The 22,719-nt window shown below is 38.5% G+C and carries 17 protein-coding genes and 1 pseudogene; 13 read left to right on the forward strand and 5 right to left on the reverse strand.

The window, feature by feature from the left end; all coding sequences use genetic code 11:
- Together OXPF_RS21535 and OXPF_RS00685 are read left to right on the forward strand one after the other, a co-directional pair.
- Window positions 1-1,039, forward strand: a 1,039-nt coding sequence (locus OXPF_RS21535) for an RHS repeat-associated core domain-containing protein (RefSeq protein ID WP_341441640.1), incomplete at its 5' end; no start/stop codon positions are given.
- 16 nt (window positions 1,040-1,055) lie between these two features.
- A complete protein-coding gene (locus OXPF_RS00685; protein ID WP_054873295.1) occupies window positions 1,056-1,526 on the forward strand; it encodes a hypothetical protein in 471 nt (156 codons plus the stop codon).
- Window positions 1,527-1,807: 281 nt separating this feature from the next.
- Here OXPF_RS00685 and OXPF_RS00690 read toward each other — a convergent pair.
- Window positions 1,808-2,982, reverse strand: a pseudogene (locus tag OXPF_RS00690) (IS3 family transposase).
- A 44-nt stretch (window positions 2,983-3,026) separates the two neighbouring features.
- Here OXPF_RS00690 and OXPF_RS00700 point away from each other — a divergent pair.
- Both OXPF_RS00700 and OXPF_RS00705 read left to right on the forward strand, forming a co-directional pair.
- Window positions 3,027-3,446, forward strand: a complete 420-nt coding sequence (locus tag OXPF_RS00700) for a hypothetical protein (protein ID WP_160317118.1) — start codon at window positions 3,027-3,029, stop codon at window positions 3,444-3,446.
- 25 nt (window positions 3,447-3,471) lie between these two features.
- The gene (locus OXPF_RS00705; protein ID WP_054873298.1) at window positions 3,472-4,167 is read left to right on the forward strand and encodes a tetratricopeptide repeat protein; all 696 of its coding nucleotides are present in this window, start codon (window positions 3,472-3,474) and stop codon (window positions 4,165-4,167) included.
- Window positions 4,168-4,599: 432 nt separating this feature from the next.
- Here OXPF_RS00705 and OXPF_RS00710 read toward each other — a convergent pair whose 3' ends face one another.
- Window positions 4,600-6,015, reverse strand: coding sequence for a glycoside hydrolase family 18 protein (locus OXPF_RS00710; protein WP_054873299.1), 1,416 nt, complete (start codon window positions 6,013-6,015; stop codon window positions 4,600-4,602).
- A 350-nt stretch (window positions 6,016-6,365) separates the two neighbouring features.
- On the opposite strand from OXPF_RS00710, the gene OXPF_RS00715 reads away from it, so the two are divergent.
- The 5 genes from OXPF_RS00715 to rnhC all read left to right on the forward strand — a co-directional run bounded on the left by OXPF_RS00715 (window position 6,366) and on the right by rnhC (window position 13,915).
- Window positions 6,366-7,640, forward strand: coding sequence for an efflux RND transporter periplasmic adaptor subunit (locus tag OXPF_RS00715; protein WP_054873300.1), 1,275 nt, complete (start codon window positions 6,366-6,368; stop codon window positions 7,638-7,640).
- A gap of 26 nt (window positions 7,641-7,666) precedes the next feature.
- The gene (locus tag OXPF_RS00720; RefSeq protein ID WP_054873301.1) at window positions 7,667-8,923 is read left to right on the forward strand and encodes a metallophosphoesterase family protein; all 1,257 of its coding nucleotides are present in this window, start codon (window positions 7,667-7,669) and stop codon (window positions 8,921-8,923) included.
- Window positions 8,913-11,594: an AAA family ATPase gene (locus tag OXPF_RS00725; protein WP_054873302.1), complete on the forward strand. Its 2,682-nt coding sequence runs from the start codon at window positions 8,913-8,915 to the stop codon at window positions 11,592-11,594. Before OXPF_RS00720 ends, OXPF_RS00725 begins: the two co-directional genes overlap by 11 nt.
- 133 nt (window positions 11,595-11,727) lie before the next feature.
- Window positions 11,728-12,498 (forward strand): sulfite exporter TauE/SafE family protein, encoded by a 771-nt coding sequence (locus OXPF_RS00730; protein WP_054873303.1) that lies wholly within the window; start codon window positions 11,728-11,730, stop codon window positions 12,496-12,498.
- A 535-nt stretch (window positions 12,499-13,033) separates the two neighbouring features.
- The gene (gene rnhC / locus OXPF_RS00735; protein WP_201779654.1) at window positions 13,034-13,915 is read left to right on the forward strand and encodes a ribonuclease HIII; all 882 of its coding nucleotides are present in this window, start codon (window positions 13,034-13,036) and stop codon (window positions 13,913-13,915) included.
- A 55-nt stretch (window positions 13,916-13,970) separates the two neighbouring features.
- Here the strand turns inward: rnhC and OXPF_RS00740 are convergent, their stop codons facing one another.
- From OXPF_RS00740 to OXPF_RS00750, 3 genes are all read right to left on the reverse strand, one after another.
- A complete protein-coding gene (locus OXPF_RS00740; protein WP_054873304.1) occupies window positions 13,971-15,617 on the reverse strand; it encodes a Na/Pi cotransporter family protein in 1,647 nt (548 codons plus the stop codon).
- Between the two features lie 330 nt (window positions 15,618-15,947).
- Entirely contained in the window at window positions 15,948-16,535 is a 588-nt protein-coding gene (locus tag OXPF_RS22845; RefSeq protein ID WP_201779655.1) for a hypothetical protein, read from the reverse strand.
- Between the two features lie 21 nt (window positions 16,536-16,556).
- The gene (locus OXPF_RS00750) at window positions 16,557-17,000 is read right to left on the reverse strand and encodes a cell wall hydrolase (protein WP_054873305.1); all 444 of its coding nucleotides are present in this window, start codon (window positions 16,998-17,000) and stop codon (window positions 16,557-16,559) included.
- Between the two features lie 342 nt (window positions 17,001-17,342).
- Between OXPF_RS00750 and OXPF_RS00755 the strand changes: the two genes are divergently transcribed.
- Genes OXPF_RS00755 through OXPF_RS00770 form a run of 4 tightly spaced genes read left to right on the forward strand, consistent with a single transcriptional unit; the run spans window position 17,343 to window position 22,656 of the window.
- Entirely contained in the window at window positions 17,343-18,287 is a 945-nt protein-coding gene (locus OXPF_RS00755) for a glycosyltransferase family 2 protein (protein ID WP_054873306.1), read from the forward strand.
- Entirely contained in the window at window positions 18,277-19,251 is a 975-nt protein-coding gene (locus OXPF_RS00760) for a lysylphosphatidylglycerol synthase transmembrane domain-containing protein (RefSeq protein WP_054873307.1), read from the forward strand. Before OXPF_RS00755 ends, OXPF_RS00760 begins: the two co-directional genes overlap by 11 nt.
- Window positions 19,248-20,555 carry an NAD(P)/FAD-dependent oxidoreductase gene (locus tag OXPF_RS00765; protein WP_054873308.1) on the forward strand — a complete coding sequence of 436 codons (1,308 nt, stop codon included), beginning with the start codon at window positions 19,248-19,250 and terminating at the stop codon, window positions 20,553-20,555. Before OXPF_RS00760 ends, OXPF_RS00765 begins: the two co-directional genes overlap by 4 nt.
- Window positions 20,545-22,656 (forward strand): DUF2298 domain-containing protein, encoded by a 2,112-nt coding sequence (locus OXPF_RS00770; protein WP_054873309.1) that lies wholly within the window; start codon window positions 20,545-20,547, stop codon window positions 22,654-22,656. The genes OXPF_RS00765 and OXPF_RS00770 overlap by 11 nt, the downstream gene beginning before the upstream one ends.
- Window positions 22,657-22,719: the final 63 nt, after the last annotated feature.

A 22,719-nucleotide genomic window follows, 5' to 3' on the forward strand; every position in this document is an offset into this window, starting at 1 on the left:
AAATCCTTTGATATATGATGGATGGAACTTCACCTGGGAAGAAGGAAGACAGCTTAAGTCAATGGTAAAATCCGGAACCAATATATCCTTTAAATACAACGACAGGGGCATAAGGACAGAGAAAACAGTTAACGGAGTAATCACAAAGTATCATTTGGTCGGCGACAAAGTAACCTTTGAGGAAACCGGCAGCGATAAAATTTACTTTACCTACGATAGTAGCAGTAAGCTTGTATCCATGAACCTAAATGGAGTAGAATATTTCTATATAAGGAATGCTGTGGGTAATATTACGGGGCTGTTAGACAACGCAGGGACTCAGGTAGTATTTTACAGTTACGATACCTGGGGAGGAAAAGTATCTGTAACCGGCCCTCTTGCAGGCACTGTTGGCGTAAAGAATCCCTACAGGTATCGCGGATACAGGTATGACAATGAGACCACATTGTATTATCTGCAAAGCAGGTATTATAATCCGGAGTGGGGCAGGTTTATTAATTCTGATGCTGCTATTGGGGAGGCAGGAGGATTATTAGGTCATAATTTATTTGTTTATTGTAAGAATAACCCGGTTAATATGAGTGACCCTAGTGGATTCAGAGCATTATATGATGATTATTCAGGGGCAAAATCTTTAAGTTGGGCTGATTTTAAGCAAATGGATAATATTCTTAATTTAGAAGAGAATATAAATCCCCAAGCACCGCCACCACCTGAAACAGGATACAAACCCCCTAAAAATCCAGATAAAGCAAAACGGAGGGTTCCTGCTCCAGGAGCACATGGAGAAACAGGATGGTTAGATAAAGACAATAGAGTATGGGTACCTGATTTTGATATGGATGGTGGCCAAGGATGGAGGAGGCATTATCCCAATGGTTCCCATGATCATGTATATCCAAACGGTAAAGTACGAACTCATAATATGCAAATATTTCCAAACCTAACTCCTCCATTGGATCCTGTTGCACTAGCTGCATTTTTATATGTAATATATAAAACATTAACGTTGCCTAAACAACCATTACCAGTCTATTAAAGGAGAAATGAATATAATGGATAAAAAGCCATATGCACTTATTGTAATAGAAAGATTAGAATACTATATTACAAAGGAAATTGAGAGAGCGATGTATAATAATATGGAAGAAGAGAAAAGTTTTAAATTACTATATGAAAGGATAACTGAATGTTTAAATGCACGTAAAGAATTAAATTATAACCCTATATATGAGAATGTTGAAGATTTTTTAAAGAATTATGGTTATGATGATAATTATATAAATGATTTCATAATTAGGGTAAACATTGATATAGAGGAAACTAAAATTATAGACCGAATATGCCAATTAGAAAATAAACACAATAATAAAGAGTTCAAAGAACTGTATGTCAAATTGGAAAAATGTGTTGAAGAGAGAAAAAAACATCACTATGATCCGATACTCAACGATGTTGAAGATGCTTTAAAAAAGTATGGTTTTAAAAAATCATTTATAAAAAAATTTCTTAATATTTCAATCTAAACAAAAGATTATTTCTGATAAGTGAAGAATCAAAATTTTTAATAATAGAAGGGTCCAATGATAGTATGAAACTGGCTTTGGGCTCTTCTAATTCTAAGGAGACTTGCAAACGACGGTGTTGACGGAGGCAGATGCATTGAGTGCTATGACAGCGATAATCTCACTAACGGAAGTATTACAAATGCTGCAGCATATCAAAAGGTTGCCCTTTCCCCAATAAACTAGACACCATAAACTCGTTATTTCTAGCTTTTCCGTAGAATATCTTAATATTTGATTTTTTATGCCGCTTTTGCATTTTTCAATGAGTTAATATAATATTCATCAGGTGTTAGATAGCCATTTGAGGCATGAATTCTTTGTCTGTTGTAAAATATCTCAATATATTCAAATACAGCTGCACGAGCCTCCTGGCGGGTTTTAAAATGCTTACCATAGAGCCATTCACATTTCATTTTGCCCCAGAATGATTCCATAGGAGCATTATCCCAGCAGTTGCCTTTGCGTGACATACTACATACAAAACCATACCTGTTTAACAAATATTGGTGATCATTTGAGCAGTACTGAGATCCCCTATCTGAGTGGAGGATTGCTCCCTTTGGTTTTCCAGCTCGTTGATAAGCGTCATTTAGTGCGTTGATTACGAGGTCCTTGGTCATTCTCTCATTCATTGATAAGCCAATAATTTTTTGTCCACAAAGGTCCATGATTGCCGCAACGTAGAGCCAGCCTTCATCTGTCCACAGGTATGTAATATCGCTAACCATTTTCTCGTTAGGCTTGTTCACAGCAAAATCACGGTTAAGGATATTTTCAGCTACCGGAAGCTTATGATTAGAATTAGTGGTAGCCTTAAACTTCTTTGAAACCCTGGATTTTATACCGTTATCCTTCATGATCCTCTCAACTCTTTTATGATTAACAGGGCTAGAGCTACCCTTATTTATCATTTTGGTAATCTTAACAGACCCAAACACTTTTCCGCTTTTATAGTGGATTGCTTAAATTTTTTCTAGTAGGCGGATATTCTCCTTTGATCTCTTACTCTGAGGCCTTTTATCCCATGCATAGTAACTGCTTCTTGAAACACAGAGAACTTTGCACAGCTTCGCTATTTTATAGTTATGTCGATTAGCCTTGATAAACTGAAACCTTTTTATTTGAGGTTCTTGGCGAAGTAGGCTGCCGCTTTTTTTAATATTTCATTTTCCTCTTTGAGTTCCCTGACTTCTCTCTCCAGCTTTCTTAACTTTTCATCATCTGGACTGAGATTACCGCTACCAGGAAAAGGGGATTCTGGTGACTTCCTATACTTATTCACCCACCCCTGCATTGTTGTCGGCTTTACCCCCAACTCTGCAGCCACTTTTGTAATTGGCTCACCAGTTTTCTTTGCTCTCTTTACTGCTTCAAGCTTAAATTCTGAACTGTATTGTTTTCCCATGTAGATCATCCCTTTCACTTTTAGTATATCACGAGTTTATCGTGTCTACCAAAGTGGGTAAGGGTCAGGTTATATTGTCATCCGTTCTGCCTTCAGCAAAGGAATATATAATAAGCGCCTATGCAACTGATAGATTGCGACCACGTGATGCTAAAAAGAGAGAGAAGAGAGATGTTAACAATGCCTGGGGAAAACGTGGTTCGAAGGAAAGAGAAGAGGCCTCAAAGTCTGCACATAAATCTAAGAAAAAATATGGAAAAGAAAATGATGATAATTTTGGATGGCAAGACCTTAAGGATAAAAACTTCAATAAGATAGGTATGGCTACAAGGGTACTAATAGGAGTTGGTGGTGTTTTGCTTATTGGAGGGACATTAGTTGAAGATGTACTAACGAGTGGCGCTGGTATAGCAAATGATGGAGTTACAATTTCAGATGGAGTTAGTATGGTCGTTAGAGCGTTTACAAACTAATAAAATGATGGCGGTGAAATAAAATTTGGAGCAAGAAAAATACTATGATGAGGGAGAGAAATTTTATATAGAAGGTAATTACGAATGTGCATTAAATAGTTTTAAGAAGTGTAATTTTATAGAGAAAGATCGTACCTGTTCAAATTATATTGGGTGTTGTTATTTGGAGTTAAATGATTTAGAAAATGCTGCTAAAACATTTGAATACTTGATAGAAACTTTCCCCGATTGGGAAAGACCAATAATGAATTTAGGCAGAGTTTACTTAAAGAAAAATATGTTGCCAGAAGCATTAGAATGTTTTAGAAAAGCGGAAATCATAAATCCAGACGAAGAAGATGTATACTTTTATCTTGGCTTATATTTTTATAAAATTGGTGATTATCAAAGTGCAATAAAAAATTATGAAAAATCACTCAATATTAATAACTTTCAATCCGAAGCACAATTAAACCTTGGAATATGCTATTCTAAACTTGGTATGCAGAAGGAAGCACTTAGCAGGATTGAGTTTGCATATCGAATGGATAATAAATCAATAGATGCTTTATTTAATAAAGGGATGATACTGTTATCCATGAAGGAATATAAAAGAGCACTGGAAGTCTTTATAGAATTAAATAGATTGGAGCAAGAGTGGATAAAAAGGATTCTGCTAATAGCCCCTAAAAGTGAGCAGGCAAATAAGCCTAACAAGATTTTAGAAGATATAAGAAGATAATCCAAAAGAGTAAAAATATAATTAAAAATACCATTTTATAATTAAAACTTTTTAATAATCTCAAAAAAATCGCAGGAATCAATCAAAGAACTGCGAAAGGAAAGATATGAACTCATAAATACTATTGCTGAAAAACGTAGTTAAAATGTTAAAGTGATGAGCACCTGCTCGAAACAATGTTTCGGATAGACCATAAAAAGTTAGAAAGAGCTGACGCCGATAATTTCGGTGTCAGGTCGGAATGAAAAAGATGAATTAGAAAGTATCTCGGCTAGCTCACAGACTTATTAATTAAAGTCTAATAAAACACAAAATACCTCCTATAGCAGTTATTGCTCTGCAATAGGAGGTATGCTTTATAGCGCTGCTCTCACTGTGTTCATAGACTTCCTCCTGCAATTGAAAACCACCAGTTTTACTGGTGGTTATGATTCATATCAGCTTTTTTACGGTAAAATTGTCTCTTAACAGTACCCAGTTTTGAGGGAAGGGATAGCCTAATGCCCAGTAACTTATGCCTCTTAGCTTATACTCCTTAACCGCATCGAATTTTGCCTGTGCGCTTCGGGCATCTTCAAACCAGACCTCATGGTTTCTGCCCTGCCGGTCTGTGTAACGGAAAAAGGGAGATTGGGCAGCTGTATCATATTGTATAGTCGCATTATTATTTGTAGCCCTTATTACAGCCTCCTGGGGGCTGAAGGTCTGAGCTTCCTGGCCTCTGATATGGGGCAGCAGCCAGTCGCGCGCATATAGCTGGAAGCCAAAGAAGATTTTATCCCTTGGAATAACGGAAACTGCATAATCAAGTACGCGTTTAATCTGATTAAGAGGAGAGATCGCCTGAGGAGGACCTAACCGGTAGCCCCACTCGTAAGTCATCAGGATTACAAAATCAAGAATTCGTCCATGGGCTTCGTAATCGTGCGCAGTGTATAAAAGTCCCTGCTGCTCTGCGCTTACTTTAGGAGCAAGGGCACTGGAAACAAAGTATCCTAATGGGTGCAGCCGTTCAACCGCCAGCATTAAAAACCGGTTATAAGGCTCCCGGTCTTCTGGGAGAACATTTTCAAAATCTACATTTAAACCCATATATCTTTTTTCCTTCATTATATTGATGATATTGGCAAGGAGAACTTCCTGTACACCCCGGCTTGATAAAACTACGTGCGCGAGATTTTCACCCAGTTCGGTAGATGTGAAATTCGTTATGGACATCATCGGTACAGTATTTGTATCATAGGTTGCTGCTATGGAAGGAGCATCAGCAATGGGAACAAGATTGCCGTTTTCCATTATTCTATATGCAAAGGGACTTAAGTAAGTTAAGTGTCTGCCATCTTCCCTGACAATTTCAGCCCCCCTTTCGCCGTACTGGTAAATGTATCCGTTAACTTCAATTACCGGCCTTTCTTTTCGAGGTATAACAAGTACTGTTCCGGGATATATCATATTCGGGTCTTCAATATTATTTGCTTCTGCCAAGGTTTGTGCTGATATGCCATACATTCTGGCAATCTGGGATAAAGTTTCGCCATAGCCGATGGTATGCTTGGGTGAAGGGATATATAGGGTAAGGCCGGGCAGGATGTTTGAGGGATTTGCTATGTTGTTGATTTGCAATATTTCCTGAACCGTAGTTCCAAAGGACTGTGCAATCTTCCATAATGTATCGCCCCATCTTACTGTATATAAAGTATCTTCGACGGGAATGATAAGGGACTGTCCGATTAATAGAAGATTTGGATTTGGCAGTCCATTGACCTCCACTATTCCTGATATAGGCACACGATAATAATTTGCGATTTTCCAGAGAGTATCTCCGGGCTTTACTACATGAATAAACATGATAACCTCCTGATTTTTCTCTACAATTATAATTATGTATAAAATCAGTAAGGATGACTTATAGAAATTATAAAATTATGAATTGCTTTATAAACATAGTACACATGAAGGGTTAAAAAGCAAAAATCTATATATTGCTCAGGAGTTTACTAAAGATTTGCTATTTGATAGAATAGGATTACATGATAAAACAGGTGAGGGCAGGAATAATTTATATTTTGCCCATAATTAATGGTCAAATTTGTCAACAACTGAATTGCCATAAATTTTCAATAACTGTTCAAGTATTATCATATTATTATTATAATTAGGTTTAGAAACATTTGCTTTAGAAGAGGTGAAAAATTCATATGAAGCCAGGCTTAAAGAATGAGACAGGCATTGTAGCAGCTCAGAAAAATGTAAAAATAAATAAATGGGTTATAATTTTGATACTTTTGGCAGCAGCAGCGTTAGCCGCAGTTGTATTATTGAGCAATCCCAAGCCTTTAAGCGTTATGGAAGGAACAGCTTCAAAGAATAATCTGGCGCGGACAATAGTAGTTACAGGCTACATTGAAGCAGAAGAGAGCGAAAATCATATATTGGATACCACTCAAAAGGTGGTGGATGTCTTCGTAAAGGAAGGCGACGATGTTAAAAAGGGAACGGTGCTGGCTCAGCTTGATACAACTGATCTGGAGTATCAGCTGAAAAGAGCTGTCATAAATTATGATACTGCCAGGGAAAACCTTAATAATACCTCGGTAACCTCGGATAATTCCATAAAGCAGGCTGAAATAAACTTAGAAAAGGCTAAGAGCGATTATGAGGATTTAAAGAAGAAATTCGAAGCCAATCAATCACTTTATGACAGCGGCTATATATCAAAATTTGATTATGATGCCTCCAAGAAAGCCTTCAGCGATGCTGAAAACCAGGTTGAGTATATGGAGATTCAGCTTGAAAATGCAAAGAGGAACAGCTCGGAGGTGTCTCAGAAAAGCCAGAGGGATTTATCAAATACCGAAATTGAAAACCTCAATAAAAAGATTGCCGACAGCACCATAACTGCCGATATGGACGGAAGGGTAGTCAAATTCGATATCGTAAAGAATGAATATCCCAATCAGGATAACAATACAATAATTGTATGCGACCCGGCTTCATACAAGGTAGAGGTGGAGGTAAACCAGTATGATGCCGTAAAGATAAAAACAGGGCAAAAGGCTGTTGTAAAGATAAAAGGAGTGGACAAGGAATATTCCGGCACCGTATCTAAAATCGGTGAGCTTGCCGAGGTTAAAGTAAGCGGGGGCAACAAGGAATCCAGGATATATATTGATGTTTTGATTAATGATATCGATGAATCCATAAGGATTGGATATGAAGTTGATGTAGATATTATATTGGATGAAGTTACGGATGTGGTATCTGTTGGCTTAGACTCAATCAAGACAGATGCGGACGGACAGAAATATGTATTTGTAGCTGAAGGCGGCAAGGCTGTGAAAAGATTTGTTAAAACAGGCTTTGAAACGGATTTTGATGCGGAAGTTACCGAAGGCTTGAAGGCCGGGGACAAATATATATTAAACCCGGGAAATTCCCTTAAAGAAGGGGACATTATAAAAACTTCTTTATAAATTTTAGAATCAGCGGGGTTTTTAGTATGGCATTTAGGTTTTTGCATATGGCCGATATCCATTTTGACACACCTTTTTTGTCAAGGAATGAAGAGGTCAGAAGATTATTAAAAGAATCCATGCAAAATGCATTTAAAGCAGGGGTAGAGCTGGCTGTAAAGTCAGCTGCCCATGCTTTTTTAATAGCCGGAGATTTGTTTGATAACGATAATTTAAGCTACAAAACGGCTAAATTTTTATATGAGCAATTGGACAGGCTTAATGATGCAGGCATAATGGTTTTTTATGCAGCAGGAAATCATGACCCTGAAGCTATTATACATAAGTTCAATTTCATGAAGTGGCCGGAGTATGTATATATATTTGACAGGGCAGAACCGGAGAAGGTTTTTGTAAAGGATACTGATGGAAATGTAGTTGGCGTCGTTCACGGAGCAGGCCATGAAAGCAAAAGAGAAGGCAGAAATCTTGCAAAAGCCTTTGGAAAGGCAGTGCCTGGTGTGCCTAATGTAGGTCTTTTGCATACCTTTGTAACCGGCCTTAAGGTGTCTTTGGGCTATGAAAATTACGCACCCTGCTCTTTGGAGGATTTGAAGGGCCTTGATTATTCCTATTGGGCACTGGGTCACATACATAAAAGAGCGGAGATTCTGGACAAACCTATGGCAGTTTATCCGGGAAATTTAATAGGAAGAAATCCCAATGAAACGGGGCCGAAGGGTGCTTATCTGGTGGAGATAGAGGAAAATAATGGGTTAAAGATAAACTTTCATGAACTGTCCCCTATCATTTGGGATACAGTTCTTATTGATGACATATCTGATGCCTATGATTTTAAGAGACTGGAGGATAAGATCTATTCTTCTGTTACCGGGTATATAAATGAAAAGGGTTATGATAAAAAGCTTATTTTAAGGGGGATTTTGAAAGGCAGCAGCCCCCTTTATAAAGAGCTTAAAAATGAGGAAAATGTTGAGGAGCTTCAGGACAGCTTAAAGGATAGATTAGGAGCTGTATCTTTTGAATTGATTTGCGATGATTTGCAAAGATCCATTGACTTGAAGGAATATGCGGGAGGTACCCATGTTATAGGAGCAGCCCTTAAAATCCTGGATGATATCAAAGAAAATCCCCGGCTTTTATTAAGCTTAAAGCCTGACAGCCTTGCAGGGTTCATGGGGGGAAATGAGGAAGAGACAATCAATTATCTGAAAAGCCTCCTTGATAATATGGAAGCCGAGGTTGTTTACAGAATGACAGGAGGGGATGGCAATGAAGTTTAAAAGCATTAAAGCAAAGAGCTTTGGCTGTCTTGAAGACTGGGAGTCCCCTGAAATAACACAAGACATAATAGTGGTATACGGAAATAATGAAGCGGGAAAATCAACGGTTTTTAATATGATAAATACCCTTATTTACGGCTGGAATCCTGCTTCAAGGGATTTAAATCCTTACATACCCTGGGGGCAAAGTCAAGGTGAGTGCAGCGCAGGCCTGACTTTAAATGACGGAAGCACTATGGAGGTAAACCGGCGTTTAAAGAGCACGGCTGAAGGCAAAATTATCAAGGATGAAAAGCTGATACCTATTGGAAACAATGCCATAGAAGGGGCTGAATACCTGCCCCGGCAGGTATTTGATGAGATTTATTCCATTACTTTGGAACAGCTTCGTTTTCCCCATAACTCGGTGTGGCAGAAGGTACAGGATCAACTGCTGGGCGGGCAGTATGCTTCCTTTATTCAGCCTGTTTCAAAGGTCATATCAAAATTAGTTTTGGAGTCTAACAGCCTGTGGAGGCCGGACAGGCATGGGAACCCCATGGATAAAAAGCTTAAAGAAGAATTAAAGGAGCTTAATAAAAAGCTTACGGATTCCTTGGAAAACGAAAAAAGAATAAGCGGTATTTCAAAAAGGCTGGATGAAATTAAGGATGAAATATCGGACATAATCGAGAGAAAATCCCGGCTGATATTTCTTATGGATAAAACCGAAAGGCTTCACCCTGTAAAAAAGAAGCTTCAAAATTTAAAGGAATTAAATGAAAAAGCAGAAGGGGCAAAAAATTATGATTTTCTGCCTCAAAACCCGCGCGAAGAATTAAAAAGGCTTGATATAAAAACAGATAACCTTGATAAAAAACTCAAGGAAGCAGTATTAACTAAAAATGAAACGGAGTCAAAGCTTGATGTGTACTCTCCATTGGACAAGCTTATTTATGAAAACAGGGATAAAATAAAGCTTGCCATAAAATCCTACGGGCAAAACATAAGCGATATTAATGCAGCCTCGGATTTGAGCAATGGATTGCTCCGTTTTAAAGACAGAATTGTGAATAAAGCAAAGGAATGCCTGCAAGGAGGCTGGACGTCAGAATCCCTGAAGGCACTTAAAGCCATAGATGAAGCAGAATTAAGAGCCGGCCTTAGCTCATTCAAAAAGGCAAACTACAATTATAAAGAGCATAATTTAAGGATGGCGGCGAGAAAAAGCCATGCTCAAGCAGATGAGGGTATTATGTTTTATATAATTTCAGCACTTCTCATTATCATAGGCTTGACAAGCTTTGTATTAAGCACCGGAAGCCTTATAAAAGTAATTTTTGCTCTTGTATTTTCAACCGGAATTATAACCTTGTATGCAGCTTATTCACAAAAAAGCAAAGTCAATAAGGGTTCAGGTTTAAAGGAAGAAGAAAAGCAGTTAAGAAAGCTTGACACCTTGAGGGAAGAGGCGCTGAACAAAGTTAAAGCATCTCTTAAGGGTTTAAATATTGCAGCTTTGAGGCTTGAAGAACCGGACGACAGCCTCCTTGTGGATGTGAATACGTTAAAATCATTGTTGAATGACTGGGAAGAGATAAAAAATAAAAAAGATATTATAGATAAAAGACTAAGCAAAGGACAGCAAGAAATATCGGTGCTTTTAAATATTCTCTCCTTGAAAGGCAGCGGAGATATTTTAAGTACCATAAATATGCTGGATAATCTAATGGATAAGGCTGAAGAAAATTACAATATCCATAATAATTGTCTTGCCAGGCTTAATGAAATCCAGAAGGCAGTTGAAGAAATCCAGAAAGAGCTGAAAGAAACTATTTATTTAAAAGAAGAAATATTAAAAGGAATACAGACCTTAGACGGAGAAAATAACCATGAGAAGCTTTTGAAATTAGAAGAGCTTAGGGATTTCAGGCAAAGGGCTCATAATATAAAAGGGGAATTAGAAAGGGAATACATAGGCCTTGAGGGTATAATTGAGGAAATAAATAAGCTAAGTGGCCAGCCTGAATTTATTCTGGATGAGGAGTCCCTGGCAAGGGCTAAGGCAGAACGGGAACAGCTGGATAATCTTTTGAATAATTTAAATATGGAAGCCGGTTCTAAGTTAAAGGAAATGGAGCAGAGGCAGGAAGAGCGGGCTGCCGATGATATTAAGGGTGAAATTGAAAGCCTTGAAATTTTGAGAAAAAGAAATGCAATTGAAAGGGACCGCCTTCAATTGATGAAAAATATAATAGCCTTTTCGGACCGTAAATTCAGAGATGAAAATCAGCCCGACATTCTTTTAAGGGCCGGGAAATATCTTGAAACCATAACGGGTGGACGCTATGACAGGCTTTATATTCTTGAGGATACAGACACTTACCTGGAGGTAAGGCTAAAAGACACGAAGGAAACCATAGATGTAAACAAAGCCTTAAGCCGGGGCACAAAGGAGCAGATTTACCTTTCTCTTCGCTTAGGCTTATTGGATCATCTCGATGATAAAAAGGAAAGCTTCCCCTTATTTTTAGATGAAGCCCTGGTCAACTGGGACAGCTTCAGGCTTAACAATGTCCTGACCTTATTAAAGGATATATCAAAAAAGCGGCAGGTTTTCATATTCACATGCCATAAATGGTTTAAGGATATTTTAGAAAAGGACATCAAGGGACAGGTTATAAATTTGTGAGGCCCTACAATGCTCCAAAGCAGGTGTGTCAGACCCCAATACTCCTCTTATTGTAACTTAGGCAAGATATGGAATGAAACATAATCGATGTTATGTTTGGATCCAAATATATAGTAGAAAAGCAGGTAATAAAATGCAAGTGACGTTACAGACCTTCATAATCGTATGCCCATTGATTTTTTTAGCAGGTTTTATTGATTCCATAGCAGGCGGAGGAGGACTTATCTCCCTCCCTGCATATTTGTTTGCCGGATTTCCCGTCCATTTTGCCTACGGCACAAATAAGTTTTCCTCGGCAATAGGAACGGTTTTTTCCACCTACAGGTTTATTAAAAACAAGCAGTACCACATGAAAACTGCAGCTTATTCCGTTATAAGCGCCCTTATCGGTTCATACTTAGGAGCAAGGGCAGCCCTTATGCTCAGCGACATATATCTTCAATACTGCCTTATAGTGCTCTTGCCCATAATCGCCATATTCTTATTGACAAGAAGAAACTTCGGAGAAAAAAACAATGAGGAAATACAACTATCCGATAAAAAGATTATTATATTATCCATATTATCCGGACTTATAATAGGTGCCTATGACGGTTTCTTCGGCCCCGGCACCGGTACATTTTTAATATTAACCTATACGGGGCTGATGGGATTTTCTATGACAATGGCTGCCGGAAACGCCAAGCTTGTAAATCTGGCCTCTAATATAGCCGCGCTGTTCACATTCTTAGCCGGCGGAAAAATCATGTTCCTTGTAGGAATACCCGCAGCTTTCTTTGGAATTCTGGGACACTGGATAGGCTCCGGACTTGCCCTCAAAAACGGCTCTAAAATCATAAAGCCTGTGCTGGTAGTGGTATTTATTTTACTCTTCGTAAAAATCGGTATGGACCTGTTTAATTAAACAGCAGCGTCAAGGGGCGTATAAATTTTGAACATTCATTGCGTATTCGGATTTTGCAAGTTCATGGCTCCCTTCCTTGAAAATGCAAGAATTTTTAAACTTTTTGTCGCTCAAACAATCTAAAATTAGTGTTACCTTACATTAGCTGAATGTCCCAACTTATGCGAGGGCGGCCTAGTTGGTATTTAGATGAAGCCAGTGGCGGCGAGACGTGAATGGAATCGTATTTGTAATCCAGCTCATATGAATGTTTTTATTTGCAAAGCCGGAAATAATAGCGTAAATGCCGTGTGTCTGTTAACGAAGTATATGAAGCAAAAGTCATTGTTTGGGAGCGTTAGCAAGTTATGACTTTTGCCATGTACGAGTTTTTGTGGCTAAATCCGAAACGGGATCACAGTTGGTAAGGGCTCAATTTGTAAAGAAGCGACAAGCGGAGCCAGGACGGCGAGCGCGGCCGTTAAAATCAGGAAGATTTTCCGGCCGGAAAGCTCTTTACAAATTGAACCCGTATAAAATGAAGGAGGGGTGAGAGTTGGCAAAGAACAAGTTTGAATATTATGATGAAATGAAGGAACATTTGGAGGAAGGCGGATATACCGTCGGAGAATATAGGGAGATAAATTACGGGCTGCAGTTTGATATAGTGAGGGAAGACAAAAAGTCCGTCATGAGGATTTACGAGAGCAAGAAGGGCTTAAGGCCGGATACGTCCCAGATAAAGGACGGAGAACTGCTGCAGTACATAACGGGAGAAAGCAGAGGAAAGATAAGGGATGACAACGGCGCCGATCCGGCAGAATTGATAGGTACCGATGAATCGGGAAAAGGTGATTATTTCGGGCCGTTAGTTATTGCCGGAGTGTATGTAAATGAGGAAAATGCAAGGAAGCTAAAGGCTATGGGGGCAGATGACAGCAAAAGATTGACGGATAAACAGATAGCAAAGCTGGCGGAGTCTATAAAGAAGGTATGCCCTTATTCTGTTGTTGTAATAGGCAACGAAAAATATAATGAGCTTTATGAGAAGATAAAAAATTTAAACAAGCTCTTGGCCTGGGGACATGCCAGGGTAATAGAAAATGTATTATCCAAAGTGGATTGCAAGTACGTTTTATCCGACCAGTTTGGCGATGAAAATTTAATAAAAAATGCTCTTATGGAAAAAGGGAAAACCATAACACTTTTTCAAAGACCAAGGGCAGAAGAAAATACAGCCGTTGCTGCTGCCAGCATTCTTGCAAGGGATGAATTCGTGTCAAGGATTAAGCAATTAGAAGAAGCATTTCAAATGGAATTCCCAAAAGGCGCATCGGCTATGACTGTTGAGGCGGCAAGAAAATTCGTTGAAACCTATGAGCGTGAAAAATTGTCATTGGTATCAAAGCTGCATTTTAAAACCACAGGTCAAATTTAGTAAAATATAAGATGCTGTATCTTTTGGATTATCCTGAGGATACAGCATTTTATATTTATCTTGATATAGTTTGAAATTTTTCGCTTGCCAATGTGCAGACCTTATATATGTGATCTGCAATCCTCTCAAAATAGTTAATTATATCCGAATAAATAACTCCGGCTTCTACGGTGCATCTGCCGTCTTCCAATCGACATAGGTGGTTGTCAAGAAGCTCTTTGCATATCCGGTCGACAGTGCTTTCCAGTTCAGCTGTTTTAAAGGCATAGTTTATATCATTTTCTTTCAGCATTAAAATTGTGTTGTCGAACATTTCGGATACCACACCCTGAAGCTCTTTAATTTCATCCATGGCTTCATTTGAAAAAGCAAGGTTTTTTTCTATCATGTTCCTCGTCAAACCCAAAATATCCATGGCATGGTCACCGATTCTTTCAATATTGTTAATGGCGCTGACCATTGCAGGTATCATGGCTGATTCCGAATCACTCAAGGGTTCTTTTGAGATATCGACTATGTAGGAGATTATATCCTTTTGCAGCCGGTTTATTTTTTCCTCGCTTCTTCTCACAGAGTCCAGTTTCTTTTGGTCCTTTGAATACAGAGCTTCCATTAAATTGCCTACCATTCCCTTGGTTATTTCAGCACCCCATACCATTTCGGCTAAAGATGCCTTAAAAGCTGCAAGAGGGGTATTTAAAAGAAGCTTGTTTAAATATCTGGGCGCATCTTCATCATCCTTGCCCTTGCCCCTGATGACCAGCTCCAAAAACCTCACATAGTGCTTTGTTATCGGCAGGAACAAAAGGGCGCTTAATACATTGAAGATGGTGTGGGAATTTGCAATTTGTGCGCTTATATCCGATGCAGGCTGAAGATAAACAGTGGTACTCTCAACTATTTTAACGAAGAGAGGTAGAATCAAAGCTACAAGAACTACGCCGAAAATATTATATAATGTGTGAGCCCATGCCGTTCTTCTTGCATATATGTTTCCCGCCATACTGGCGAGCTGTGCCGTAATGCACGTTCCTATATTATCTCCCAGCATAATGCAAATAGAGGATTGAAGGTCAATAAGGCCTGCCTGTCCTAAAACCATAACAAGGCCTACCGTCGCGGCGCTGCTGTGGACCATGGCGGTGGCTACCGCACCTAAGACTATTGCAATTACAGGATTTGAAGCATAATTTTCAAAGAAATATCTTAAGGTTTCGCTTTGCTGCATAAAAGGTATTCCGGAATTCAGTATTTTCAAACCTAAAAACATTATTCCAAATCCCATTATGGCATCGCCTATATTCTTAAGTGATTTGTTCTTGGCAAAATAATTCAACATGAAACCAAAGGCAAGAATGGGCAAAGCCACATCTGTTAGCTTGAATTGATAACTGAAGGCCATTAATTGGGCTGTAATGGTGGTTCCTATATTAGCGCCGTAAATAATTCCTATGGCCTGAGGAAGCTTCATTAATCCAGCATTGACGAAACCCACCGTAAGAACTGTAATGGCTGTACTGCTCTGAACTAAAGCTGTAAGCAGGGTACCTACTAAAAATGCGCTCCATACTCTGCCTGTAAGGACTGTAAGTATCTTTTTCATCATCTCACCGGAAGCTTTTTCCAGGCCCTCTCCCATTTTGTCTACTCCATACATCAACAATGCGGTACCGCCCAGGAGACCGAAAATTAATTCTTTCATGATACTCCCCCAAATATGTTAAGTTTTTGTTAAGAATGTGTTAAAAATGTTAAGTCCAGATATTATTATATATTTTACAGAGAAAAAACACAATTATTCAAATCAATGTGAATCAATAATTTATATCCATAATAAATTTTTACCTTACAGTATTCGGCGGTGAAGGCATTGCAGGAAGAGATATGGAGGTATTAAATAGGCTTTAAATATAAGCAGCTAAAAACAAGCCGAATCTATACATTAAGTCATAGCTTCGGCTTGCTTTTAATTTATTATAATTTATTACTTATGTCGTTTTAAAAAACCGAAATTTTTTTAAAAAACAAAATATTACAGGTAGAATGTAACGAATTTGATTGAATACATATCAGCTAAAAGTATGTCGTCAGTCTCAGCAAGTCTTATTAATATATAGCTTATGCCTACTCCTACCAGGGTGCCGATTCTGTCCGTCGTGGTGTTGGTGCCTATTAAGAATTCCACCTTAACTTTTTTTCCTATCTGTGTCCTCAAGAAGCCCTGGGTGAATTGAGGATCCATTACCGGAGTTTCATCAGTCTGGAAAAAGTCGGGAACCTGCTGTACTTGCGGCGGTATATTGACCTGAGGAGGCGGCTGGGTCTGCTGACCCTGCTGAATAAAATCCACTGGGGACTGGCCCATCTGCTGCTGAGCTTGCTGAATGAAATCCACAGGCGATTGGTGCTGTCCCGGCTGTGCCGTCTGAGTGATTATAGGCGGCATGGAAAACATTGTGGTAGGAGCATGGGGTACTGATTCCACAGGCATTCCTGCAGTATTTCCTGCTATAGGCGGAAGGTTTAAGTCCTGCGGGCGCTGTACCGATAAGTCATCGCCGTATTTATTATCGGAAGCTTGAGATTTCCCGAAGTAACTTGGGTAAAAATATGGATACATTTATTTTCCTCCTTAAATATATTAGGTTTCCCTGTAGCGGGCTGTGGGTATATAAAAGCAATGTTCACCAATTCGGTTGATTATTGAGCCTGAGCCATTACGGGGAAATATGGTAGGGCATGTGGGGACAAAGGGATTGAAATACCATAATGCTTCGCCTATACCTGAAAACCTGTTTCCTGCCATGGCCCAGTCGGCAATATCATAGTGAATCTGTTCAGGCGGGCTTGCCCATATGGTCTGATAATTAGGCACTCCGCCTAAAACAGAACGCATACAGTCAAACTGGCCCGGCTGGGTAATAACCTTTCTTAAATCTCCCTGATTGACTCTCTGATATTCGCCATAAGGTACGTGCACTCTATTCATCAGTACGGCGGCAACGGCTTTCATTCCATTGTCTCCTTCGCCGCCGGCTTCACATTTTATAATCCTCGCAAACAATTCCCGCGTTGGGTACGGCATTTTTACCCCTCCAAATATACATAGATAGTATTAGTATATTCAGCTGTATGAATATGGGAACAAAAGGGAATATAAAATATGTAAAAATATGATAAGATTTTCAGGTCCTTATATTTAATGTCACAAAGAAATCCGGCATTACGGTAAATTAATCCTTATAAGATTCATTTCAGTATAAAATTTACAAAGCAAATTTTATACTATATTACATATTTGATAGACAATGATTTTCAAATAAATTATTATAGAAGTGGTTTAGTTACACTAATATTTATGATACTTAAAAGTAAATAGAACAGGTTATAGACTTAAGATTAACTTAAAATATGGAGGCAGGATTAAATGTCACAAAAGCTTTTATCAGTCGTAGTCCCCATGTATTTTGAAGAAGAGGTTGTAAACGAATGCTATGCAAGATTAAAAAGTGTTTTGGATTCAATAAATATGAATTATGAATTTGTCTTTGTTGATGACGGAAGCAAGGACAAAACCCTTGAACTTTTGTCTGCTATTGCAGATAATGATAAGACTGTCCGGGTTTATAGCTTTTCAAGGAATTTCGGACACCAGGTGGCTGTAACCGCCGGCATTGACAAAGCCAAGGGGGATGCGATAGTTGTAATAGATGCGGATTTGCAGGACCCTCCCGAATTGATTGCCGACATGGTTAAGCTGTGGGAGGAAGGCTATGAAGTAGTATATGCCAAAAGGAAAAAGAGGCTGGGAGAATCAAAATTCAAGCTATTGACTGCAAAGCTGTTTTACAGGGTTTTAGCCAAATTATCCGATGTTGAAATACCTTTGGACAGCGGAGATTACAGGCTTATAGACAGAAAGGTAGCCGAGGTTTTAAAGAGCATGCCCGAGAGAAACAGATTCATAAGGGGAATGGTTGCCTGGGCAGGCTTTAAGCAGATACCTATTGAATATGAAAGAAAAGAGAGATTTGCCGGAGTTACAAAATACCCTTTAAAAAAGATGCTGAAATTCGCATTGGACGGTATTGCTTCCTTTTCTATAAAGCCGCTGAAAATATCTCAGTATTTGGGTTTCTTTGCTGTAATAGTATCAATAGTTATATTCTTATATGCGGTAATTTACAGGATAGTTGGCGGAAAAAATCTTGTGTACGGATGGGCATCTATAATGACAACACTGACTTTTTTAGGCGGTATTCAGCTCATATCCGTAGGCATATTAGGTGAATATATAGGCAGGATGTATGATGAAAGCAAAAACAGGCCACTTTATATAATTAAGAAGGAAATTGAACATCATGAAGAATAAAAAAATAATAAGCATTGCCTTGAGTGTTTTTTTAGGCGGGGCATTGCTGTACATAATTTTAAAAAGAGTAGGCCTGTCTAACATAGCCTTTTATATGAGCAATTTGAATTATTGGTGGATATTAATATCCCTTGCAACATACACTTTGGATATGCTCCTTCGGGCATACAAATGGCAGTATATGTTGAAGGATAATGGTGTATTCATTGGCGTGGCGGATTCATTTAAAGCTTATAATTTAGGCAACACCTTGAATATAATCGTCCCTGCAAAGATCGGGGATATAGCCAGGTCTTATTACTTAAAAAATAAATTCAATCATTCCTACTCAAGCACCCTTCCTTCGGTTTTTTTGGACCGTTTTTTTGATGTTCTGGGCGTTTATGTTGTGCTTTTAATTTCAGGCATATATGTATTGAATAAAGTAAGCATGCCACCATGGTTTTTCAACCTTATATTTATTGGTGTGGCCTTTCTCATAATTGCTTTTTTTGTAATTCAATACCTTATGAAAAATAAATTCAAAGTATCGGCATTAAAAAATGAAAAGATTAAAAATCTCCTGCTGCAGCTTATAAATGCATTGGAAGGCAGCATAAAGGACAGGGTAAAATTCATAACCCTATTAATATATTCATCACTTATATGGATATGCGACGGTTTAGTGACTTATTTTGTACTATTATCTTTAGGAGGAGCTATGAACCCATTGGCTGCGGCCTTTGCCACAATGGTAGCCACCCTTACCAAGGTTTTTCCCGTGACACCGGGAGGCATAGGAGTATTTGAAGGCACCATGGTAATAATATTGTCTCTCTTTGGACTGACAGGAGAGCTTGCAGGAATGCTTTCTGCATTAACACATATAATAATGAACCTGTATACGCTCATTATCGGCGTGTATGTATTGGTTACAAGCGGAATAAATGTTTCAACAATACAGGGTGAGAAGGTGAACAAATGAAGATTGGTATAGTCGGCGCAGGTATGACGGGTCTTTCGGCAGCCTTGGAGCTTTTAAACAAAGGCCACGAAGTTGAGATAATCGAAAGCAGTGATAAAATCGGCGGAATTGCCGGAGCTTTTAAATATGAAAATACATACCTTGAGAAATATTATCATCATTTTTTCAAATCCGATAAACACATAATGAAATTGATGAAAGAAATAGATCTCTATGATGAAATTCAGTGGCATATAAGCAAAATGGGCTTTTTCTCCGGCGGCAGAACCTTTGATTTCGGAACTCCCATATCACTGCTTAAATTCAAGCCACTTCCATTCATGGATAAAATGAAGTTTGGCCTTACAATTTTAAAACTCATGGGAACGAAGGATTATAGGTCATTTGAGGGTATTACAGCCCATGAATGGATACAAAAGCATGCAGGAAAAAGGGTATACGAGAATGTATGGAAGCCTCTTTTAGTATCCAAATTTGAAGGGCAGTACAAAGATATATCCATGTCCTGGTTTTGGGGAAAGATTAAGCTCAGGGGTTCATCAAAGGAAAAGGGAAAGGAAGCCTTAGGCTACATTAAAGGGAGCACTAAAACCCTCTTAGACAGGCTGGAATTGATTCTTAATGAAAAAGGGGCAAACATAGTTCTCAATTGTCCCGTCAAAAACATTGATAAAAGAGAAAGCATCATTTTATCCACAGCCTGTGGAGAATTCTCATATGATGCTGTTATTTGCACCACGCCTTTGCCTGTTTTTTTAAAGCTCAGTGAGGGTATATTGCCAAAAAATTATAGAGAAGAGAAAAGCAATATAGAATATACTTCAGTTGTATGTACAATCCTTACCCTTGATAAACCTTTTACCGGATATTACTGGCTTAACATGGGGGATGAAAGCATACCCTTCGGAGGCCTTATTGAGCACACCAATCTTCTGGATAAAAAGCTCTACGGCAATAATAATATACTTTATATTTCGGATTATTTGTTTAAGGATAACAAAAGATATAATATGAATGATGAGGAATTATTGGAGGAATATCTTCCCCACCTTAAAAAAATTAATCCTGAATTTAATAAGGATATGATAAAAAATATGACGGTCTTTAAGGATGAATATGCCCAGCCCCTTATAAAATTAGGTTATTCAAAGATAAAGCCCGGATTTGAAACGCCGGTTAAGGGCTTGTATACTGCCAGCATGTGCAATATTTATCCTGAGGACAGGGGTATGAACTATGCCATAAGAGAGGGAATAAATGCGGCACTGTGGGCCATAAAAGGAGGGGAAAAGGATGGAAAGTGATATTTCAATTATCATAAGATGGTGGTTTTACTTAACTGTTATAGGCATAATATTCCTTCCATTAACCCGCACTGTCTTCAGTAAGTTTTTTGATAAAGGCTATATATTTTCAAAGGCTATAGGAATACTTCTTTCTTCCTATGTGTTATGGATTTTATCTTCATTAAGACTCGTACCTTTTTTTAGGATAAGCATATTTTCGGTATTGATACTGTTTGCCCTATTTATACTTGTATATAAAAAGGGTTATCGGTATCTTATAAGTATATATAATGAAAATAGAAAAATTATAATTTGGGAAGAAATCGGATTTTTAGTATTTCTTCTAATCTGGTGCTATGTAAGAGGGCTCCATCCCGATATTTACGGACTTGAAAAATTCATGGATTACGGCTTTGTAAATTCCATACTTAAAACTGAATTCATGCCCCCTGTTGACATGTGGCTGTCGGGCAAATCCATAAATTATTACTATTATGGTCATTACATATGCGCATTTCTCGTTAAATTGATAGATGTTGAATCCTCCACCGGATACAATATAATGCTGGCAATGATATTTTCCTTTACCTTTATGATGACCTTTTCCATAGCTTCAAATGTACTTTTCCTTTTAAAAAAGGAAAATATGAAGAGAATCATAGCCGCGGGAATCATATCCTCCATGCTGGTTACCTTCGGCGGGACCTTCCACACATTTATATTTGCAACGGCATTGCCTTTGGCTAAGGAGGCTAACCTTTATAAGGGAGAGGTTGACAGGTATTTTTATGCCGATTCCACAAGGTACATAGGCTATAATCCGGAAACCAACGATAAAACCATTCATGAGTTTCCTTTTTATTCCTTTGTGGTATCCGACCTTCACGGCCATGTGTCCGATATACCCTATGTCCTAACAATGCTGATGTTTATTTTGGCTTATATAATAGGAAGCATTCCCATTAATAAATTTAAATATATAGCAGGCCTTATGCTGGGGCTTTTTTATATGACCAATGCCTGGGACTTGCCCATATACATTACGGTAACCCTCTTTGCCTTTATATACCGGGAGTCTATGGATAAAGGCTTGAATAAGAAGACCATCTTAAACGTACTGAAAAATGTATTGTATATCTTTCTTTTATCCAGGCTTGTTATGATTCCCTATACCCTGAATTTTGTCAACATGACAGGGGGAGTGGGCCTGGTTCAGGCAAGAACTCCGCTGTATCAATTGCTCATTCTATGGGGGTATCAGCTTTTGCTGACGGTGTTCTTTAAAATATTCCTGCTCGTATCAAATAAAGGAAAAGAGCAGCATGGCGCTGGTGAAAGAAGGAACAAATTTAAGGATTTCTTTTTAAATACCCATCAATCGGATATTTTTATTTCAATACTGTTGATATCTGCCTTCGGCCTTGTAATAATTCCGGAAATAGTGTACGTAAGGGATATATACGGTGTTGAATACCACCGGGCAAATACCATGTTCAAGCTGGTGTACCAATCCTTTATTATGCTGGGAATTGCCGGAGGATATATTGCCGTAAGAACTCATTCGGCTGTAAAGAAAAAGTCATTAAAGATAATATATACAATTATATTAGCCATCGTACTTTTATTGCCCATGCAGTTTCCCTATTATGCAGTCAAGGGTTATTATACATCCGTAAAACCTTCAAATTACAAAGGCTTATATGGGCTTGACTTTCTAAGGCGGCTCCATGCTGACGATTATGAAGCCGTAAAATGGTTAAACGAAAATGTCAAGGGGCAGCCGGTAATATTAGAAGCCAACGGAGACGGATATACAGACTATGAGAGGATATCCATGTCCACAGGGCTGCCTACGGTGCTGGGTTGGTTTGGACATGAATGGCTGTGGAGGGGAGGACCTGATATCCCCAATGAGAGGTCCGAGGATATTTCATCAATCTATGAAGGTGACAGCCACAGTGAAACAAAAAAGCTGCTTCAGAAATACCAAGTGAAGTATATTATTTTGGGAAGCCTGGAGAGAAACAAATTCAAGAATATTAAAGAAGATAAAATTATGAATATGGGAACTGTGGCATTTAACTCAGGGTTAACTAAGATAATAGAAATAACACCTTAGGCTCTGCAATGTCAATTTCCCATGGAACAAAATGCGTTTTTTTTCGTTTAGTATAAAAATGGG

The sequence above is a fragment of the Oxobacter pfennigii genome, assembly GCF_001317355.1.
Lineage (GTDB): Bacteria > Bacillota > Clostridia > Clostridiales > Oxobacteraceae > Oxobacter > Oxobacter pfennigii.

What these genes read in the sequence shown, in the direction of transcription:
- OXPF_RS00725 (WP_054873302.1), top strand. Translation starts at nt 8,913, where the DNA reads ATGAAGTTTAAAAGCATTAAAGCAAAGAGCTTTGGCTGTCTTGAAGAC.
- OXPF_RS00730 (WP_054873303.1), top strand. Translation starts at nt 11,728, where the DNA reads ATGCAAGTGACGTTACAGACCTTCATAATCGTATGCCCATTGATTTTT.
- OXPF_RS00765 (WP_054873308.1), top strand. Translation starts at nt 19,248, where the DNA reads ATGAAGATTGGTATAGTCGGCGCAGGTATGACGGGTCTTTCGGCAGCC.
- OXPF_RS00750 (WP_054873305.1), bottom strand. Translation starts at nt 17,000, where the DNA reads ATGCCGTACCCAACGCGGGAATTGTTTGCGAGGATTATAAAATGTGAA.
- OXPF_RS00740 (WP_054873304.1), bottom strand. Translation starts at nt 15,617, where the DNA reads ATGAAAGAATTAATTTTCGGTCTCCTGGGCGGTACCGCATTGTTGATG.
- OXPF_RS00760 (WP_054873307.1), top strand. Translation starts at nt 18,277, where the DNA reads ATGAAGAATAAAAAAATAATAAGCATTGCCTTGAGTGTTTTTTTAGGC.
- OXPF_RS00710 (WP_054873299.1), bottom strand. Translation starts at nt 6,015, where the DNA reads ATGTTTATTCATGTAGTAAAGCCCGGAGATACTCTCTGGAAAATCGCA.
- OXPF_RS00715 (WP_054873300.1), top strand. Translation starts at nt 6,366, where the DNA reads ATGAAGCCAGGCTTAAAGAATGAGACAGGCATTGTAGCAGCTCAGAAA.
- OXPF_RS22845 (WP_201779655.1), bottom strand. Translation starts at nt 16,535, where the DNA reads ATGTATCCATATTTTTACCCAAGTTACTTCGGGAAATCTCAAGCTTCC.
- OXPF_RS00685 (WP_054873295.1), top strand. Translation starts at nt 1,056, where the DNA reads ATGGATAAAAAGCCATATGCACTTATTGTAATAGAAAGATTAGAATAC.
- OXPF_RS00720 (WP_054873301.1), top strand. Translation starts at nt 7,667, where the DNA reads ATGGCATTTAGGTTTTTGCATATGGCCGATATCCATTTTGACACACCT.
- OXPF_RS00770 (WP_054873309.1), top strand. Translation starts at nt 20,545, where the DNA reads ATGGAAAGTGATATTTCAATTATCATAAGATGGTGGTTTTACTTAACT.
- OXPF_RS00755 (WP_054873306.1), top strand. Translation starts at nt 17,343, where the DNA reads ATGTCACAAAAGCTTTTATCAGTCGTAGTCCCCATGTATTTTGAAGAA.